Annotated in this window: 16 protein-coding genes and 1 pseudogene; 5 read left to right on the plus strand and 12 right to left on the minus strand. The window is 48.8% G+C overall.

The genetic code is table 11. The features are described from left to right. Position 1: 1 nt before the first annotated feature. Both KW808_RS07205 and KW808_RS07210 read right to left on the minus strand, forming a co-directional pair. Positions 2-952 (minus strand): amino acid ABC transporter permease, encoded by a 951-nt coding sequence (locus tag KW808_RS07205; protein WP_003858824.1) that lies wholly within the window; start codon positions 950-952, stop codon positions 2-4. 42 nt (positions 953-994) lie between these two features. Beyond that, positions 995-1,999, minus strand: a complete 1,005-nt coding sequence (locus tag KW808_RS07210; protein WP_040072700.1) for an ABC transporter substrate-binding protein — start codon at positions 1,997-1,999, stop codon at positions 995-997. Between the two features lie 99 nt (positions 2,000-2,098). On the opposite strand from KW808_RS07210, the gene KW808_RS07215 reads away from it, so the two are divergent. After that, positions 2,099-2,908, plus strand: coding sequence for a DUF1266 domain-containing protein (locus tag KW808_RS07215; RefSeq protein WP_003858818.1), 810 nt, complete (start codon positions 2,099-2,101; stop codon positions 2,906-2,908). A gap of 82 nt (positions 2,909-2,990) precedes the next feature. Here the strand turns inward: KW808_RS07215 and KW808_RS07220 are convergent, their stop codons facing one another. Beyond that, positions 2,991-3,971: a DUF368 domain-containing protein gene (locus KW808_RS07220; RefSeq protein WP_003861517.1), complete on the minus strand. Its 981-nt coding sequence runs from the start codon at positions 3,969-3,971 to the stop codon at positions 2,991-2,993. A 647-nt stretch (positions 3,972-4,618) separates the two neighbouring features. Then, a complete protein-coding gene (locus KW808_RS07225; RefSeq protein WP_003858814.1) occupies positions 4,619-5,308 on the minus strand; it encodes a site-specific integrase in 690 nt (229 codons plus the stop codon). Positions 5,309-5,769: 461 nt separating this feature from the next. On the opposite strand from KW808_RS07225, the gene KW808_RS07230 reads away from it, so the two are divergent. The 4 genes from KW808_RS07230 to KW808_RS07245 all read left to right on the plus strand — a co-directional run bounded on the left by KW808_RS07230 (position 5,770) and on the right by KW808_RS07245 (position 8,655). Then, on the plus strand, positions 5,770-6,516 hold the full coding sequence (locus KW808_RS07230) for a hypothetical protein (protein ID WP_003861519.1): 747 nt from the start codon (positions 5,770-5,772) through the stop codon (positions 6,514-6,516). A 192-nt stretch (positions 6,517-6,708) separates the two neighbouring features. Continuing rightward, the gene (locus tag KW808_RS07235; protein WP_003858809.1) at positions 6,709-7,143 is read left to right on the plus strand and encodes a MepB family protein; all 435 of its coding nucleotides are present in this window, start codon (positions 6,709-6,711) and stop codon (positions 7,141-7,143) included. Positions 7,144-7,564: 421 nt separating this feature from the next. Beyond that, the gene (locus tag KW808_RS07240; RefSeq protein WP_003861521.1) at positions 7,565-8,431 is read left to right on the plus strand and encodes a DUF4258 domain-containing protein; all 867 of its coding nucleotides are present in this window, start codon (positions 7,565-7,567) and stop codon (positions 8,429-8,431) included. A 2-nt stretch (positions 8,432-8,433) separates the two neighbouring features. Next, the gene (locus KW808_RS07245) at positions 8,434-8,655 is read left to right on the plus strand and encodes a DUF2283 domain-containing protein (RefSeq protein WP_003858801.1); all 222 of its coding nucleotides are present in this window, start codon (positions 8,434-8,436) and stop codon (positions 8,653-8,655) included. A 1,098-nt stretch (positions 8,656-9,753) separates the two neighbouring features. Here the strand turns inward: KW808_RS07245 and KW808_RS07250 are convergent. The 8 genes and pseudogenes from KW808_RS07250 to KW808_RS07285 all read right to left on the minus strand — a co-directional run bounded on the left by KW808_RS07250 (position 9,754) and on the right by KW808_RS07285 (position 15,246). Continuing rightward, on the minus strand, positions 9,754-10,098 hold the full coding sequence (locus KW808_RS07250; protein ID WP_373453265.1) for a DUF6973 domain-containing protein: 345 nt from the start codon (positions 10,096-10,098) through the stop codon (positions 9,754-9,756). A 9-nt stretch (positions 10,099-10,107) separates the two neighbouring features. Further along, positions 10,108-10,359, minus strand: a pseudogene (locus KW808_RS07255) (integrase core domain-containing protein); the annotation flags it as partial. 48 nt (positions 10,360-10,407) lie between these two features. Further along, complete coding sequence (locus KW808_RS07260; protein ID WP_003858795.1) at positions 10,408-10,779, minus strand: hypothetical protein; 372 nt, start codon at positions 10,777-10,779, stop codon at positions 10,408-10,410. A 20-nt stretch (positions 10,780-10,799) separates the two neighbouring features. Beyond that, positions 10,800-11,105 (minus strand): hypothetical protein, encoded by a 306-nt coding sequence (locus KW808_RS07265; RefSeq protein ID WP_011265729.1) that lies wholly within the window; start codon positions 11,103-11,105, stop codon positions 10,800-10,802. Between the two features lie 1,565 nt (positions 11,106-12,670). Beyond that, on the minus strand, positions 12,671-13,048 hold the full coding sequence (locus KW808_RS07270) for a hypothetical protein (protein ID WP_003861526.1): 378 nt from the start codon (positions 13,046-13,048) through the stop codon (positions 12,671-12,673). 258 nt (positions 13,049-13,306) lie between these two features. Beyond that, the gene (locus KW808_RS07275) at positions 13,307-14,209 is read right to left on the minus strand and encodes a trypsin-like serine protease (RefSeq protein WP_227747764.1); all 903 of its coding nucleotides are present in this window, start codon (positions 14,207-14,209) and stop codon (positions 13,307-13,309) included. Between the two features lie 152 nt (positions 14,210-14,361). Continuing rightward, positions 14,362-14,670, minus strand: a complete 309-nt coding sequence (locus KW808_RS07280; protein ID WP_003858787.1) for a hypothetical protein — start codon at positions 14,668-14,670, stop codon at positions 14,362-14,364. Between the two features lie 9 nt (positions 14,671-14,679). Then, positions 14,680-15,246, minus strand: a complete 567-nt coding sequence (locus KW808_RS07285) for a hypothetical protein (protein ID WP_003858785.1) — start codon at positions 15,244-15,246, stop codon at positions 14,680-14,682. Positions 15,247-15,446 lie beyond the last annotated feature (200 nt).

Genomic DNA, 15,446 nt, shown 5'->3' on the forward strand with positions numbered 1-15,446 from the left:
ACTAGTTCTCCTTGGAAGTTTCAGGAACAACGGTGACATTGCCCGGGATTGCGCCTTCAGCATCAGCCAACGCAGCGAGCTGACGTGCGGTCAGGGTGCGGGTGCTGCCCTTTTCGAAGTGCTTCTCCAGGTAGTACTGACCAACCATAAGAATAGAGGTGATGACCAAGTACCAGCTCGCAGCAACCAGAAGCATTGGAACTGGCTCGAAGAGGGAGTACGCAATATCCATGCTGCGGCCGTACAGCTCGAGAGAATAAGGAATCGCAACAACCAGAGAGGTGGTCTTGAGCATGGAGATCAGTTCATTGCCGGTTGGCGGAATGATGATGCGCATGGCCTGCGGCAAGATGGTGCGACGCATGGTCATTGACCAGTTCATACCCAAAGCTTTCGACGCCTCCATCTGGCCCTCAGGCACCGCTTGGATGCCCGAGCGCACGATTTCCGCCATGTACGCAGCCTCGTTGAGACCCAGACCGATCACCGCGAGCAGGAACATATTAGACAGCAAGCTTTGCAGATCGATCTCTGCGAAACCGAGGTTGATCGACTGGTACAAGGAACCCAGCAGGCCCCAGAACACCAACTGCACATAAATTGGGGTGCCGCGGAAAATCCACAGGTACAGCCACGCTACGCCCTGCATGACAGGGTTGCCGGACATACGCATGACGGCCAAGATTGCGCCGAGAACCACACCCAAGATCATGGACAGCAAGGTCAGCGCAATGGTGTGAAGTGCCGCGGTGGCAATGCGGGTGTCAAAAAGATACGAGCGGTAGGTATCCCAACCGTAGGCCTCATTGTTGAGCGCGCTGATGATAAACCATGCGAGCAGTGCCACGATGATAGCGGCTGCGACCCACCGGCCAGGGTGGCGTAGTGGCTTGGCTTCAATCGGTTTCGGTTGGGCCGTTGAAGCTCCAGGCCCTTGATTAAGATCTGACATCTGTGAAGTAATCCTTTAATTGTTTTTAGTTGCTGGAAGGCTCTAGTTGAGTGGCTGTTCGTTGATCAGGGCCTCATCAAGAAGGCCTTCTTCAATGCCCCATTGCGCCATGATGCGCTGGTAATCGCTGGTGTCAATCAAGTGTTGGAACGCCGCAGCTGCTGCTGGGGTGAGGTCAGATTCTAACGGGAATGCGAAACCAAATGGCGCAGCCAAGTACATATCGCCCACAACTTCGATGCGGCCTTCGGAGCGCTCTGCAGCCCAAGCTGAAACAGGGGAGTCCGCAGCAAGTGCGTCTGCGCGTCCCAGGATCAATGCGGTAGCTGCAGTATCTGCGGTTTCATAAGACAAAATGGTGATCGGCTCTTTGCCTTCGGCTTCACATTGAGCTGAGCGAGGACGGACATCGTCGGTCTCTGCCACGGTTGTGCGCTGTACAGCAACGGTGAGACCACAGGCGTTTTCCGGATCGATTGGGGTTTCACGATCAGTTGCCTGCGCCCACTGCACACCTGCGAAGAGGAAATCGATGAAATCAAAGTTCTCGCGGCGTTCCTCGTTGTCAGTGAAGCCAGAGGCTCCGATATCAAGGGTGCCAGCTTGAACCGATGGAAGGATGAGGGAGAAATCCTGCTCCTGAGGGCTGAACTCCAAGCCCATCACCCCCGCCATTGCACGCACGAGGTCCATTTCCACACCGATAATCTGACCATCGGAATCTTTAAACTCAAACGGTGGGAAAGGTGGGTTGGCACCGGCGGTGAGCACACCGCGCTGAGCCAGAGCTTCGGGAACCATCGCCTGAATCTCCGGTACAGGATCTGGAACGATCTGCTCCCAGCCATCTGGGTTGCCCTGCTCCTCATTGGTGACACAAGAAGCCAAGGTGAATGAGGTTGCCACGATGCCGACGGTCGCCGCTACAGCGCGCTTGGGGATTTTGGGGAAACGCAAAGTGCTATGCAGTAGCCGTTTCAGAGGCGGTGTCTGCGAAATTCGCAATCGGGTGAAACTCTCAATCATGGGCAAAATACTACCTGCCATGGTGCAATAACCTTAAGTGAGGCTGGATTTTGCGTTGGCAGGCGCTCGGGTTTTGTTTTATCCGGCATGGGCTCGGGAGGGACTTTAAAATAAACAGCTATGTCGAGCCAACAAACGATCTTCATCATTTTGCTCTTTGCCGCAGTGATTCTCATTTCCATAGTAATGATTACAGCTGCCTTCAAAACCCGGAAAAAGCGCTTTGCCGCGCGGGCTGAAGGAATGGCCAACCCTACAATTCCTGCGCCAACTGTGCCGTGGCAGCGCTTCGCCGGAGCACTTGCAGCCTTGTACGCTAGGCCTGAATGGCACAAGACCCGCGGAGCGAAACGAGTGTACTCAGCTGAACAGACTTATTTTGGGTTTGTCTCAGCAATGCCACTGGGGATGGTGCAAAACATGCTGCAAACAGACTGGGGTGTGAAAAAGTCTGAGCATGCAGTTGATCAGCTTTCTAAAGGAGTGGAAGTGATCGTTGGGGTAGCCGCAGGCAACTGGCGTAAAAACGGAGTATCACCCGCACAAGTGGAAGAGGCAGGCCAGCGGTTAGCAGCTGAAGGATTGGCTCATCCACACTTTGTTGTATTCCAAAAGCAGCTTCAACAGGCAGATCCAAATGCAGAATATGATCTCGATGTGCTCGCATTTGATATCGCACGCGTAGCCAACCTCCTTCGCTGGGCTGCTTATACAGATCTGTTGCTCCCTGCAGAAGCCCGTTGGTTCCAAGACCAGCTGGGAATTGCGGCTGCTGTGTCCTTTGGGAGCTGGGAAGAATACGGAGAGCGATACGTCCGTGGACTACAGAAGAACTTCAAGGGCGGAAACAAGCCATATATCGAAGGAGAACGCTGGCTCAACACTGAGGCTGAAAGTCCATGGAAGACCCAAAAGTGGATTAGCGCCTAACTGCTCATGAGCTAAGCGGCAAAAAGCCCCGAGTCTGCCTTCAAACGGCAGATTCGGGGCGATTTCTTTGTGGAGTTCTTCTTTAGCGCGGCTGCTCTTCTGCCACGGTCTCAGAATCAATGTTCTTGGAAGACACACGCTCAGCAAACATCAAAGCAGCGACAATCGCGCCACCAAGAATGATGATGCTGAAAATCATCACGGCGTTATCGCCAGGAGCAAGTAGATTAGCGTCACCGTCCTGCCAAGGCCACAGCGCACGAAGTGAACCCAGCATGAGACCAGCCATGATGGTCAGCGTGATGGTGCGGTGGTGCTCGAGAACATAAGACAAAACCTTCACAAACAAGATCACACCGGTGAGCGCGCCAAGCAAGAACACGCCGATGACCGACAAGTCACGGTTGGACAGAGATTCCATGATTGGCGCGTACATACCGACCGCCAGCAAGAAGAATGATCCTGAAACACCAGGAAGAACAAGAGCACACACAGCGATCGCAGCACAGATGAAGACAAAGATCAGTGAAGGATCGGTGCGAGGCGCACTAGTGAAGGATGTTCCAAAGAATCCCAGCATGGCGCAGATTATAAATAGCGGGATGACGATTGCGAGGCGCTTCTTGGCATCCCGCATATCCATCATTCCCAACGGAACAAGGATAGACACGGCAACCATTCCAAGGAACAGACCGCGAGTGATCTCTGGGTAGTCCTCAACAACTGTATGCAAAATCGATGACATCGAGAAGACCATCACGACCATGCCAACGCCGATAGCGCCGAGGAACCACCAGTCGATTTTCGCCGCAGCTTCCTTAACCTTCGAGCGGTCCTTGATCAACACCTTGATCAGATCAATGAGGAGATCACCGTTGTGCAGTGCGCGCTCATAAATTCCAAGAACCAAAGCGACAGTTCCGCCGGAAATTCCTGGCACCAACTCCGCCATTCCAATCAAACCACCGCTAATGATGTTGAAAATCACCGCAAGTGGAGTCTTTTTCGTCTTGATGGGATAGACGTGCTGCACGTCTAGGGCATCAGGGTTGGTGGCGCTCATAGGTAATCCAATAATCTTTCTTTGGCGTCTGGCAAAACGCCTCCCACTATACGTGTTACGAAACTAAGTCGGTAGCTGGCAAAGGGTGATCTGTGCTGAAAACTGGGCGTAGGGTGCAGAAAGTTGGGTCTCTCAACTCAGACGCATTTGTGGCCAATTTGAAGGCTCTAATGCTTCGCACGGGCAAATAGTCGGGGAGAGGTTTTACAGGCCGTTAGATTGGATTCTGTGGCCTCATGATTTTTCGGCATCGAAGCATCAACTCGGGCAGACCAGACTGGTTATAAGTGGTCGAAACCAGCCAGGGGTGACAAGAGAAGGCCGAAATCCAAAGTTTTGTCACGTGTGTCCGGTTTGGGGAGATTGCACTAGTCGATCTTGAAACTACCCCCAAGTTTCTGGGCGATTTTTGTCGAGTTACCCCAAAAATGAAGAAATCCCACTGCTTTAACCGCAGTGGGATTTGATTTCTAGAACATCTTGGCCGAAATCACTTCTCCAAGTCGGAGTTTCCGCTGGTAGTGGTGCCTCTGGTGAGACTCGAACTCACGCTGGACGGGAGTGAGACCAGATCATTTCTGTCATGTAATTGAGTGTTTATTGCTGTTGTTGCAGCTCGATGTTAACTAAAAATGCAACTATTGCGTCTATTCTTCTTCTTTAGCTTCTTTATTTGGAGACTTTTTGGAGACTTTTCGTGCCTCTTTGAGCGCTTGGTTGACGACATCACCAATCGGAACGTCTTTGTCAGTTTTAGCGATGTAGACCCGTTCTGTGAGTCGTGAGTCAGCATGGCCGAGTACGTCTGATGCGGCCTTGGAATCAAGGTTCTCAGAGACAATTGATGCAAGGGTTTTCCTGATGCTGTGCACGGTCACCCAATCATATGCAGTACCCTTTCGGTGTTTTCGCAACAATTTGTTGAAATTGGACTCATAAATATATGTGCCTCTAGCGGAAGGGAACACCATTTCGAGATGTTCGGCGTAGAGTGCATGTCTTTTGCGTAAGACGTCTGAGGCAATTTCTGGCAACTGAATGACACGCCTACTGCTGGTCGTTTTTGTTTTATCTTGTCTGTGGTTACCTTTTTCTTTGTTGTAGACAATGGTGCCTCGGATAAAGATTCTTGGATGCTCCTCGTCAAGCACCACGTCTACCCATCGCAGGCTCAGTGCTTCCCATGCTCGCAACACTGTTCCAAGGCAGACATCGACAACGTCGATGAGAGTCAATTGTTTTGAGGCCGCAATAACAGCGTGAAAGGGTTGAATGTCAGCAACCTGCAGTGCTTGGGGCTCGTTGGTTTGTGCTTTTACAGGTCGCACTTCAGCCATAGGGTTAACATGTACAAGCCCGTAGGGGGTTTCCCCACCGAGTTCAGATTTGTCGTGAGAAAAGGGCATTATGACCGTTACAGGAATGAAGGCTGGGGATATTTAAAAAACTATTGCAAACACAACTTCGCCAACCACGCTATGGCTGAGGCCGTAGTAGATAAAGCGGTGATTGATTATGGCTCATCGCCAGGAACCAGCTATTACAAGTTCGAGAAAACGGTGTACTTTCTAGATTGCAGAACTTATACATTCAATAAGAACTCAGGATGTAAAGAAATGCACGCTCCGCAATGGGTGACTATTATTTACAATCCTCATACTTTCACTGGAGCAAATTCGAACAGACCCAAGGGGGTAATTTCAGCATGGTGTAACTCAACCCCACCTGGTGGAATCGAACACGAGCCGGAAATTTCCCAATGTCCTGATCATGTGAATCTTTATAATAAGCTTCGCATATGACAGAACCCCATCAACTGTGCATCTACACTAAAGGCCATAAAACTTCCGGATTTCGCTTTATCGGGCCATCGCTAAGTCTAGATTTTCTACTCATCAACATCATGGGAAAGTGGAATGCATTTTCTAGAGTGACAAAAAGGGACGGTAGTTCATTACCTTTCCCAGGTAATGTATTTACTAATCAGCGCATAGTCGGAGCTGTTCGGCAGTGTCTTTTTCAAGCGATCGTTGCTGAAAAATGGTCACTTTTCTCGTCCAATATAAGATCCTTAGTAGCTGATCTACCGGATGTGCTCACTGTATCTGAGTTACAGGAATGGTTAGAGTTCTTTGTGCAGCACACCGGAATTGGTGTCAAGGTTGGGCGTGCGCTGATTGTTGATCCTGATCAGGAGTGGACGCAGCTAGCTGGACGTTGTGAGCTTGTGGGATATTGTGCACTGAGTCCTGGTTGGCCCAGTCCTATTAGCTCGGTTTTCGAAAAGACAGATCTTGAATTGTGGGAGTCAGCATTAGCGACGAGTTGGATGATGCTGGGGCCTTTTATAGCTGAACGTTATACCTATCAAATGCCGGTTGAGGAGTTTTATTGGCGTCATGATGCGGAGTTGCGGTGGTGGGAGAGCTTTGTCAACGGCTGTTTTGACGATTTAACAAGTTTGCAGAAGCTTTTGAGTCTGTTACTGGCTAAACACTATTTATCGAGAGATTACCTAATGGTGCGCGTTTTCACAATTGATTAGTGCGCCGGGTCAAAGATAATAGTCGCAAGCGCCGTCGTTTAAAAGTATTGTCGTTCAGTAGCCGGATATACCCTCCGACTGCTGACGGTTAAACAAGAGCTGAGGTGAGTTCCCCAACGAGAGTGGAGAGTGAAGCTTGAAAAGAGGCAGGAGAGGTAGGCTTCCTGCGGCTGAAGTTGATAAGTTGAGCTCATGGGATTTAGCGCGTTGGAGCTGTGGTCGACCGAGCTAGGCATAACTGTTTCGGTCACGCCTGAGCCACAGAACAGTGATTATGAATCAGGATTAGCACAGGTTGAAGGCCATGAGTGGCATGTCCGGACTGCACGGAACACGCCGTCGAAGCCGGGTGCCTTTGTTGCCTTTTGGCAGCGAGGCGTAGGAGGACAGACCCAGCCGTTTAGTGACGACGGGATGAATGCCGGTCTTCTTGTCTTTGTGAGGAACGATGTTCGGCGCGGAGTGTTTAGGTTTTCCGCTGGTCATCTTGCAGAATTGGGGATTACCGCAGCAGACGGACAGCCGGGCAAACGTGGATTTCGCGTTTACCCCTCCTGGTGCGAAGGGCTCAATTCGCAGGCGAGGGCCACGCAGCGAGCACAATCTAGCGCATTCGAGGAGTATTGAGATCACGTCGTGCTCACCCCCAGTGGAGGGTGGCGACGATGTTGTGACTCTGGAGGTTTTTCTGCAAGAACTGCTGACATCGTTAGTAAACTTAGGTCTGTTCTGCCGGTGGGCTATCTGAGGTTTATATAGCAGGAAACAACGCGCTGAGCACAGCCCAGATCTCATTGGCGATCACGTCTCACTGCATGCACATGAGCGTTTAGTGCAGGAACTCCAAAACTTTTGGTCACACACTCTAGCGTTTTTGGGCACGGTATTGTTGTGCGGTATGAACAACGCGAGTTAATACACGGAAAGCTCCTGAGAATAGTTCTTTCTCAGGGCTTGAAGCTTGAGGGCTTGAAGCTTGAGGGCTTCTAGAAAGCAGGTATGAGGAAAGTACTTTCCCACATGAATCAGAAGAAAGGTACAGACTGGTATGAACAAGGCTGATGAAATATTCCTTTGCGAAGGCGATATTTTCGCTCCCTTGATTGCGGGTTTAAGTAGCGATAACAGCGCGATCCGCTCTGCCGCAGTTCATCATGCGTTTAGATCTATGGATCGCGCTGCAGCAACGGGTACAACTTATGGAGCAAGTATCGTTCAGTCACTGTGTGACATTGTTGTTACGCATATGTATGTCGAATCAGATTCTCAAGTTTCAATTGATTCTGGGGTTGTAAGTGCATTGACGATTGACGGGAAAGAAGTCTCTCTCGATCTCCCCAATAAGGAACTTGAATCATTAGGGTTAGATGAATACTCAACCTCGCCTAGCGGTGCTTCCATTGCAGTTACGAATGAAGGAGGGGGAGCTTTCCGATCTCTAATTCATATTCCTAACCTGGAATCAAATGGTGAGTTCGAATTTTCATTTTCTAATGATATGACTCTTAGTTCCTTGCCTGATGGCGGAGTCACAGTTCGAGATAATAAGGGGGATATCTTAGGCACCCTTGATGCACCTTGGGCTATAGATGCGACAGGGGCCTCGGTTAAAACATGGTATGAAATTCGTCAAAGCACGATAGTTCAACATGTCGCACCAACTTCTTCAACGCAATTTCCCGTCGTAGCAGATCCCTTCTGGATCCCATTCTTAGGTATCATGGGTGGCCATCTCACGCGTCATGCGTTAACCCAGATGGCTAAGCGAAAGATCACTAAAGAGCTAGTTGAGCACGTTATAAAAACAGGCAGAGGAAGCAAGGGCAACGGGAATACTACAGTATTTAACGGCAACGGGATTCGAGTTATTGTCGATAATGTGAGCGGAAATGTGATTACTGTTACGAAAGGCTAATTATGAATTTTGAGTATGACCCAGAAGCTGATGCAGCCTATCTAACCCTAACGCAGTCGGGTGTCCTTCCAGAACAGCAGATATCAGCAATAACTACAGAAGGAATGGAAGGAGAAATAGAGATAGACGTTGATGAAAATGGCAAAGTTATTGGTATTGAGTTCGTGAATGCTTCTTTGATTCTTCCTTCAGATTTCCTCAAAAAATCAAACCGGATATCATAATCCCATCTAAAGGGTTGCCACCAGACAGAAGATCTGTCCCCTGCTCAGGTTACTGTAAAAAATAGCGTGGAATCACGACACGGCCATAGTAGTGGACGAAGCTGGTATGGGTTCTGGCCCTTATTTATGGAGTTACAACACCCATAAATAAGGGCCAGAACCCATTACTGCCTGTATAAAGAGCACTACAAAGCCACAGACTAACCCGGCTTACAGGCCCATCCCATGATCATGGCTACGGCTCGGATTCATCCTGAATTGCTGATCCGCACTCCGACCAGCACCCAATGACTTAGAATCTGACGACGCATTCACATTAAACGTCCTCGGCTGTAGCTCTTCCGTAAACGCCACCGTTGTCCGTGCACAGACGTGCTTCCCGTTCTTCACGCGGCGTAAGGAACCAACTTCCTGATAGTGGACACAAGGGTCTAATTAGGTAGCAGATTTCAGGATAGCAGGACCGCGCTCCTCAAAACACTGCTGGTGCGAGATATTTACACCAGGAATGTCGGCGTACCGTGTTGTAACGGGTACACCAGCGCAAGGCGTCCGGGCAGCGGATCGACCGGGGAACCAAAAGCAGCACGTTTAAAGCCCTGCGCTGGTTTAAACCAGTGCGGGGCTTGATGTGTTGAATGCTTAAAGCTAGTTGGTAGGTTCCCAAACATTGTTTTTCAGGTTGAAGACAAAATCGAGCGTAGAGTCCGTGGGTCGAAATGATATGTCGTAGTCAGACAGCACAGGGCAAAGATCAACAATGTGGGTCCTTTTGAAACTAATCCACTCGGTATTACTGCTAGTGGATTTCAGAACAAGTATGCTTTGCGTCTCATCAAATCCAAATCTAGGTACAGGCGTGTCTTCTAACTGAAGTTCTGCCTCGACAGTATCTTTTGGCGCATATGGGCAGACTATAGCGAATTCAACCCATTCATCGCCATAAATACTTCTAAGATTGAGAGACTGATGGGACGACTGATCTGCTGAGCTTAGATGACTCTCCAGGGCATTTTCTGTGCTGCAACTAGCGAGGGTCAGAGCTGTTAAGGGGATGATGACTGCTAGTCGCTTTTTTAGCATCAGAGGGCACCTTGCTTATTTTAGAGTTTTTAGTCTACCGAGATTTGTCCACAGCGCGCATATCGCGAGCGCGCTAGTTTCATCCTTACTATTAATGAATCCGGCTCCGATCTGTCGGCCTTGTGCATTATTGAATAGGTCCATTGCATTTTCATCGGCCGGACCGTCCCCGATTGTCTCGTGGTTTGTTGCAATTCTTTCAGCTCCATTGCTCCCGATTCGTATCGTCATCAGAGCGTTCCATGAGCAATGCCGAAATGCATCGCCTTTGCCGTTGCGAAGGGAATCGCCTGGGTATCGTGCGACAGCCTCATTATTTGCTTTGGTTGCTGGAGCCCGACCCCCGGAGAGTAGACACAGGGGATTTAATCAGGAAGCAGATTTCAGGATAGCAGGACCACGCTCCTCAAACACCGCAGGCGCAAGATATTTACACCAGCAATCTCGGCGCACCGTGTTATAGCGGGTACACTAGCGGAAAACATCCCGGCGGCAGATCAACTAGTTCGCAAAAGTCTTAGAATCTTGGAGGACTTCCCGCCTGAGTGCGGCGTTGAACGACTCCGCTAACGCGTTGTCAGCACTGGTGCCAATTGATCCCAATGACTGCCTCATTCCGAGGCTGTCTATATAATATTTGTAGGGTTATATTTGTTGTCTATTTCCCTTCTAAAACAGCACCTGTTCGAAAGCGTCGACGCGACTGGGGAAAGCATCAACGCTTACGTCTCGGTCATCCATGATCAAGAGTTCAGCAGCTTCTTCAAATTTCTCTATGTCATTTAGAATGACCACAGTGTAAACATCGCACAGAATATGGTTTTCTGGATATTTACCGTTATGCTCCATCTGATATTGGTCGGAAAGTGACTCCCATCCATAAGCTTTTTCAGCCTGCTGAAGGTTTTTAGAAACTGAAATTACATCAACACCGTCCAGAGCCAATAGATTCTGAACTCGTTCGCGATATCTGCTGTAAGCGTTACTTTCATTGCCGTTTTCTACAATAAATTGAGTTAGAAAAACATAAGTCTTTCGCATGAGTTGATTCGCCTAGTCCTTTAACTTCGGTTAAGACCTTCAAACGGAAAGCGGTCAATAGGTACCGGAAGGCAATGGCGTTTAGTATGACCAAATGGGACGAAGGTATTGGCCCTTTTTTCAGCCTCAACCTTAGAATAGGCATGACCAACTACGACCCAACCGTCATAGTTGTTCAAGCTTGGAACCGACCAAATTTTGTGGACATTGCACTTTACTGCAATTCGATCCATGGCTTGAGGCGCGATTATTTCATTCGCCTGAATAGTAGGGGTGATTGCAAGTGATAATGCTATTGCAATACCAATCGAAGCTAGTTTCCTCATGTCACATTCCAATCGGTGTGGTGAGTGTGTGTGGAGTTGGCAAGTTGCGGAACGATCTTGCCTGATTTCTACTGTTGCATATATTTTCGCGAAATGAGCCTTAATCTATAAAATCCCCTAATTGTTATAGGAATGATATTGTTTTATTTTGTTTTGGCATTGTTTCGTCTTATTAATCCATGCTTGCAATTGGTTAGATTCGGGTCGTGGCTAACCTAAGTGAGGTTGTGTAGATTTACTGGGTTATTCAATAATGAGTGTTTGGTGGTTGAGTGGCTTATCCCTTAATAATTCTCCTTGCAGCCTATAAGCGTTAGGCTTTACCTACACACCCGGAACACCCTTACACCAGCGCGAGCTACAGAAGATTCACAGATTGGGAGCCCTTCGATGAGATTCTATGTGACCAATAGGGACACCGATCCTCCCATGGGATCGAGGGGAACCTGGGTTAATCTACTCCGGGACAATTGGGATGACTATGGGTTCAAAACTTCTTTTCATGTAAAACTATATCGGGACAATGGCGAGACAATACAGCTCGGAATGGTGAAGATCCTGCGTGCCGGACAAATTGAGTTTTTACTGACCTAGGGGACCGACTGAGGAAGTCGCACAGTGCCTTTTGTCATGCAGGGCGCTGAAGAATAAATTTGTTTACAATTTTAGTGTAGGAAATGCGCGCGAACAGCGTCGAAGGTATGCTCATTTACGTATCCTTGCCCTCGTAGCCATCCCCCGAGCGCTATGCCTGAGGCAGGGGCACGTCTGGTTTCTGCTCAAGAATTTTTCGTAGCATTCCATAGTTGCGTCAGATGGAAGCTGGCGTTGCTGAGTTAGTCAGTCGAAGGGGAAAGGTTCAATCGTCCAGTTTGATGTGGAGATATTACCGTCATATGGAATCCAGCGTTCATCATCCCACGGTGCAGCTGAAGGGGGTTCCGGGCTGTCCCATCTCCACTGCTGCCAGTCAATAGGTAGTCCCGATCCCAAGCGTCGTGAACCTGCAGCTAGATGATGCCCTGAGGGAGTGCTATAGGACCACCAGTAGGAAGTCGAATCGGCTGCTCCCCGGGTAAAATTGCTGCGACTTAGGTTCCGTTGTTCTATGAATTCGAAAGCCTTTTTCTGCCATGCGTCCGGTTGTGAAGTCGGAAAAATCACTTGGGAATGGATGAAACTGTCGAGGTCCGCAGCCAGAAAGTAGAGTTGGTCAAGGTGCCTATCGTCTCTTAGGCGTCCTTCTTCGTTAGTTCCGGTTAGTTTCGAGACTTCGAGCTCATGCTTTCTGCGATGTCGCTTGGCTACTTGTGCTGCGCGTTCCTCAAGATATTCGACGAGGGCGCCGAGAAGGACGAGCGTTTTCGTCGAATTGGTCTGCGTACCGAAAGAGAGGTCACGTCCGTGAGCCGCGCCGTGTCTTGAGAGCTTGCCGTAAAACCCGGTGGCGTTGATGGCCTCTTTGAACAGGTCGCGAACAATCGGCAGATTCGAAGCTATACCTGCGAGAGTCGAATCGTCCAGATATGGGTCATTAGACGAATTAGAGAAGAATGTTGCTCCGGTTATATCTCGGGTAAGCCCATCGATTTGGGAAAAGTCAGAAGGATAGCGGCTGCGTAATTACCATTCTCATGACACTTCACTGCCTGGTCGATGAGATTTCCTCGTTGAAATTGAAGTCGCTGAAAGCTGTAATCAATACCTCGGCCATAACGCCGAAGTGGAATGGCTACATGGTGAAGAAAGGATTCACTGGTATTGTTCCACTGTTGTGTAACAAGGGCATCGATCTCCGCGCTGTCAGTACCACGGCGAGCAAGCTCCACAATCTGCTCAGTGCCGCGCCGATGCCACAGCCCGTATGACGCCCATCCAAGAGGTGCAAGGATTTCTACTGCAGGTCCGATGAGGTTGTCTCGGTTTAGTGCAAAGTATTTCATTTACTCATCCTCCCAGTTTTGACCAAAGTGTGCACCTACTGGTGCCACTGGAAGAGCGCCGGAGAGGAAGGGCTAAGTGGCTATCCGATGCTACTGTGTACTATCACCCACAAAATATCAAGGATCTTGTTGCACTGGCATAATGCGACGGGGTATGGCTGCACCCAAGGATTAACGAGATCGCCCATGGTTAGCAACCATGATAGAGCCCTCTAATCTTGATGATAAACCTCAGGGATTGCTCCTGAGGCAATTGGATTAGGAACTGAGAGGGGATAAAGAACTCGAAAAAGTTGCCGAAGGTTGATCCTCAGCGATTCGGTATCGAGATCGAAATCCCTCGAACGCTCGTTGTTCTTCTTCTACAGAAGTACTATTTTCCGAACTCATAATTTGATGTATCCATGCAGTGTGGGGCGAAATAGCAGAATGCCACATTTTTTTACCTTCCCCCGGTGAGCAGTCAAAATTGATCGCTCCGGCTGTATGTACTGCATGAATCGTATTCCCTGCAAAGACTGCTCCTCCGGAATCACCGTTACAGCTTCTAGAATCAGTTAAAGAAACAGTTTCCAGTACATCCAAATAATAGGTACTGAAACCTACATTGAATTTATCTAAGTGCGCTACTGACTCAACTCTCGCAATTGAAGAAAAATCGTTGCTACCGCCGTACCCAATGAGCGTCAGAACTTTTCCTATAGCGATCTTTTCTTCGGGGAGATCAAAAGTTTGAGCAGAAATACCTCTCCCCACCTTGATTAAAGCTAAATCATGGTGCTCTGAAATTGTGTAGGTATTTTCAACACCTGCGACTTCACCATCGGATTGCTCCAGGTATCCAAGGAAGTCTTTCTCGGAGGTAACGCAGTGCCGTGCGGTTATCCAAAATTTTCCCTCGATGTGATTAGCAGTACAAGAACGAACAACCTTTTTGGTATCTTCGGCCTCAGGATCGAACTGCCACAGCGCGGCGATTCTATTGTCCACTACAGGATGAGTGCTAGTGGCTTCCAGATTAATATTTGAAAGATTAAAAGGAGGATATGCCTCCGGGTTCTGCTGCAATTCGCGGTATTCAGAAATAGTATTCGGCCATTTTCCACCACTATCCTGCTCTTTCGTTATCTCTTGCGCATGTACCGGAATGGTGAACGGCATCAGCCCTATCAACAGAGCTCCGACAAAAGAGAAAAAGCGACTACACATACAACGTGCTCAATTCGACTACATTATGGGATGAAAACCGCCATGACCTCTAGAGGAAAATGTCAGAGGTCATGGCAGCTAAGGAATGGATCTCGCTAGGGGATTTAACCGTTTTGAGGCGGGGAGAGTTCGTCTTTCGTCTTTTCACGCTGAGCCTCAATTTTTCTTTGAAGCTGAACGAAAACTGGCTGCATCAAGATCGTAAGTATTACTAATGCGATGAGAGAGCCGGTAATTCCTATGGAATCAGACTGTAAAGCTCCAGAGAAAATCACAACCGAGAGCACAATGATCGTTGTCACTGCAAGAGCTGTGTACGCTTTCACATTAAGAGTCTGCTTGTTGCCCCGCGCTAGTAACTGGACCCCAAAAAAGAGAACCACCGCTACTGCCAGCATGATTACAATTCCCATTATTTCTCCTTAGCAGTTGGCGACAGCGCCAGTGCCATATCCAGCAAGTCCCCCTGCTGCAAGCACAGCAAACCCCGTGCCACCTGTGGCAACTCCCAAAGCGGCGAGAGCTAGACCAGTTGCCACCACACCTGCTACCCCGCCTGACAAAGCGCCGACTCCGCATCGCCAGTCCTGTAAATCTGGCACCTCATCTGGATTCATGGTCAACAAAGCAGTATGGGAATCGACTTTCTCGATTGAGAAGCCTGGTTGGGCTTGAAGTTCAGCTGTCAAATTCTCCAGAAGAGTGCCCTTATTATCTTTCATTAAGATTTCGCCGTTAACATCTTCGACGACGGCGTTAGAAAGCTTAATAAGTAGTTGGTTTTCTGCCACGTAAAGCAGGTCTGCGGTAGCTTCACTGGTGTTTGCTTCTGCGTCTGCTTCTGGAGCCGATGATGAAGAGAATGCAGGTGTAATCGCTTGAAAGCTAGTTGGAGATTCAGCTGCAGTAGCTACGGATGTGAGAATAGATGCTGAAACGGTAATGCCAGCAATTAAAGCAATAGGACGATAAAACCCGAAGAACTTCATAAGTATTCCTTTGAGCTAGATAAGCGGAGATTACACGAGCCGGAACTTCTGTGACCGGTGTGTTACTAACTTCAGGTGAACCGGAAGATAGCCTAGTGATTCTTTTATGTCGATCTTCAGTGTGGTCGAGAACAAATAAGAATGTTTTTATGCTAGCAGTATGTACGTATTCAGGTATTAAGTGGATATGCTTAAGCTCT

Origin of the sequence: [Brevibacterium] flavum (genome assembly GCF_019317305.1) — a bacterium.
GTDB classification, from domain to species: Bacteria; Actinomycetota; Actinomycetes; order Mycobacteriales; family Mycobacteriaceae; genus Corynebacterium; species Corynebacterium glutamicum.

Coding starts and splice junctions, on each gene's coding strand:
- KW808_RS07265 (WP_011265729.1), bottom strand. CDS start 11,105: ATGAGGAAACTAGCTTCGATTGGTATTGCAATAGCATTATCACTTGCA.
- KW808_RS07210 (WP_040072700.1), bottom strand. CDS start 1,999: ATGGCAGGTAGTATTTTGCCCATGATTGAGAGTTTCACCCGATTGCGA.
- KW808_RS07205 (WP_003858824.1), bottom strand. CDS start 952: ATGTCAGATCTTAATCAAGGGCCTGGAGCTTCAACGGCCCAACCGAAA.
- KW808_RS07280 (WP_003858787.1), bottom strand. CDS start 14,670: ATGGGAATTGTAATCATGCTGGCAGTAGCGGTGGTTCTCTTTTTTGGG.
- KW808_RS07215 (WP_003858818.1), top strand. CDS start 2,099: ATGTCGAGCCAACAAACGATCTTCATCATTTTGCTCTTTGCCGCAGTG.
- KW808_RS07260 (WP_003858795.1), bottom strand. CDS start 10,779: ATGCGAAAGACTTATGTTTTTCTAACTCAATTTATTGTAGAAAACGGC.
- KW808_RS07245 (WP_003858801.1), top strand. CDS start 8,434: ATGAATTTTGAGTATGACCCAGAAGCTGATGCAGCCTATCTAACCCTA.
- KW808_RS07235 (WP_003858809.1), top strand. CDS start 6,709: ATGGGATTTAGCGCGTTGGAGCTGTGGTCGACCGAGCTAGGCATAACT.
- KW808_RS07275 (WP_227747764.1), bottom strand. CDS start 14,209: ATGCCGTTCACCATTCCGGTACATGCGCAAGAGATAACGAAAGAGCAG.
- KW808_RS07230 (WP_003861519.1), top strand. CDS start 5,770: ATGACAGAACCCCATCAACTGTGCATCTACACTAAAGGCCATAAAACT.
- KW808_RS07225 (WP_003858814.1), bottom strand. CDS start 5,308: ATGGCTGAAGTGCGACCTGTAAAAGCACAAACCAACGAGCCCCAAGCA.
- KW808_RS07240 (WP_003861521.1), top strand. CDS start 7,565: ATGAACAAGGCTGATGAAATATTCCTTTGCGAAGGCGATATTTTCGCT.
- KW808_RS07285 (WP_003858785.1), bottom strand. CDS start 15,246: ATGAAGTTCTTCGGGTTTTATCGTCCTATTGCTTTAATTGCTGGCATT.
- KW808_RS07220 (WP_003861517.1), bottom strand. CDS start 3,971: ATGAGCGCCACCAACCCTGATGCCCTAGACGTGCAGCACGTCTATCCC.
- KW808_RS07270 (WP_003861526.1), bottom strand. CDS start 13,048: ATGAAATACTTTGCACTAAACCGAGACAACCTCATCGGACCTGCAGTA.